This is a genomic window from Sulfitobacter sp. M85, from assembly GCF_029285915.1.
In the GTDB taxonomy this organism is placed as follows: domain Bacteria; phylum Pseudomonadota; class Alphaproteobacteria; order Rhodobacterales; family Rhodobacteraceae; genus Sulfitobacter; species Sulfitobacter faviae.
In genome coordinates this window covers 1-2145 of sequence record NZ_JABECQ010000023.1, presented here as the reverse complement: position 1 = coordinate 2145, position 2145 = coordinate 1, and the positions used below count along the sequence as shown (strand labels likewise).

The following is a 2145-nucleotide window of genomic DNA, read 5'->3' as shown; positions in this document are numbered from 1 at the left end:
GACCACCTGGTGCCTATTGACGCTGGGTGGTCCATGGCGATAGCCCTTGTTTTGCTGGAGCTACCAGCTGAAGGGATGCCTGTAACGGGAACACAACGGAGTAAACCCTCCGCCCCCGGGCACCATTTTTACCAGAACAATCAGGCGACACCCTCGCCACCATCAGCGCGTGATTTCCCTCACCCGCAACGGAACCCGCGCCTCCTGCCCAACGTTGTTCCCCTACCTAGATAGAGGAGAGCAACCATGGCAAATGACGACCAAGCTAAAGGCAAGGCGAAAGACATCGGTGGCAAGCTGAAAGAAGAAGCCGGCGATGCCACAGGCAACGAAGACCTGAAGCACGAAGGTCAGGCCGATCAGGCCGAGGGCAAAGTGCAAAAGGGTGTCGGTGACGCCAAGGACAAACTATCTGATTGATTGCAAAAGCGCGCCTCTTACCGGAGGCGCGCTTTCTCTATTCGGGCTGCTGCCCGCGCTCTCACCTTTTGATGATGATATAGAGCGCATGGACGATCCCGGGCAGGTAACCCAGCAAGGTCAGGAGAATGTTAATCCAGAAGTGCTTTCCCAGACCTTCCTGCAAGAACACCCCAAGAGGGGGCAGTAGGATGGCGATGATGATGCGAATGATGTCCATAGTGTCACGCCGGGTGCGCCGGGCTCCTTTCCAAATAGACTAAACCTTGCCCTAAGCTAGCCCCCGATCGTCGCACGGCCAGTGGTGGCGCGTTGAACGGGGCGCAAGTAACACTCGCCGCAGCATGGGTTTTGCGGCAAACTACCAAACAGCCAGAGGAGGGGTAGGGTGGAGCCAGTCAGGATCATGTGGCGCCAGATCATGGAGATGGCGCGAGAGACAATCGCACTTTTGCCGCAGATCGCTGTCGCAACCCTCGTCTTGATATTGACCTGGGCCATGGCCGCGCTTGGCCGGTCGCTGGTCAGCAAAACCCTGTCCCGCACCAAGCTGCGCCCGAGCCTTCAGGATCTCTTTACCCTACTGACGTCTATCCTCATCTGGATCTTTGGCATCATGATCGCGGCCGTGATCGTCTTTCCCGGGCTCACGCCTGCCAGCATTCTGGCGGGGCTCGGCATCGGGTCGGTCGCCATTGGCTTCGCTTTCAAGGACGTCTTTGAGAATTTCCTCGCCGGGATCATCATCCTCTTTCGCCGGGAAATGCGCATGGGGGATCATATCGAATGCGAGGGGATCGACGGCAAGGTCACCCATATCGCCATTAGAGAGAGCCATATCCGCCAGACGGACGGGCAGCTGGTGATCGTGCCCAATGCGATGCTCTTTAAGAACCCCGTCTATGTGCGCACGGATCAAACGCACCGTCGGCAAACCGTGATCTGCGGGGTGGCCTATGATGTCGATCTGGGTGAAGCGCGGGCGGTGATCTCCGAAGCGGTCGCGCGCTGCGAGACGGTAGAGCAGGGGGAGCATCCGATTCAGGTCTTCGCCCAAGAGTTCGGGGAGTCCTCCATCAATTTCGAGGTCACTTGGTGGACAGGCTCAGCCCCGGTCGAGCAGCGACGTTCTCGGGATGAGGTGGTGACCGCGGTGAAACGGGCGCTGGACGAAGCAGGGCTAGAGATTCCTTTCCCTTACCGCACGCTCACCTTCAAAGAGCCGCTTCCGCTCAGCCGGGCGGAGGAGGATGCAGGGGAGGGGTAGGGCCTGCGCTGCGAGTCGCCGAGTTTGCCCTGTGATCCCGTGAATCGCGGTCGTTTCAAGGGCTGGCAGTGAAGGTATCGGCTCAGATAGGGCGGGGGAGGCCAGCTCCGGCGCGTTAGATGCGGGAAATTAGCACGCCATTTCAGCATCTTGCCGAAAAGTTCCTCGAAATCTCATCTTTTCTCAACTTTCTGCTTGCGGCTTTGCCTCACTAACCTTAGAACCCCCTCTACCGGCGGCGCTGATACGCACCGCTGGGGCGCCAGACGGGGCGGACGGCAGCGGAGACGCGGTGGTTCGGATCACGAGGCGGATAAGAATTCGAGGTATTAGAGGCGGGGCGCGCCAAGAAGTTAGGGCGCATCTCAGTTTCTTTTGTCTCAACGCTGTTTGAAAATTTGATATCTGAAGAGATATGTGGGCGGTTTGGTTCATTCGATGGATCAACGTCTGTATAT

The 2145-nt window shown here is 58.2% G+C and carries 3 protein-coding genes; 2 read left to right on the top strand and 1 reads right to left on the bottom strand.

Annotation, left to right across the window (positions count from 1 at the left end; all coding sequences use genetic code 11):
• Nucleotides 1-246: 246 nt before the first annotated feature.
• Nucleotides 247-420 (top strand): CsbD family protein, encoded by a 174-nt coding sequence (locus tag HKX24_RS17520; protein WP_082852044.1) that lies wholly within the window; start codon nt 247-249, stop codon nt 418-420.
• A gap of 61 nt (nt 421-481) precedes the next feature.
• Here HKX24_RS17520 and HKX24_RS17515 read toward each other — a convergent pair whose 3' ends face one another.
• Nucleotides 482-640 (bottom strand): YqaE/Pmp3 family membrane protein, encoded by a 159-nt coding sequence (locus tag HKX24_RS17515; RefSeq protein WP_082852043.1) that lies wholly within the window; start codon nt 638-640, stop codon nt 482-484.
• A 186-nt stretch (nt 641-826) separates the two neighbouring features.
• Between HKX24_RS17515 and HKX24_RS17510 the strand changes: the two genes are divergently transcribed.
• A complete protein-coding gene (locus HKX24_RS17510; RefSeq protein WP_271691800.1) occupies nt 827-1687 on the top strand; it encodes a mechanosensitive ion channel family protein in 861 nt (286 codons plus the stop codon).
• The last annotated feature ends 458 nt before the right edge of the window (nt 1688-2145 follow it).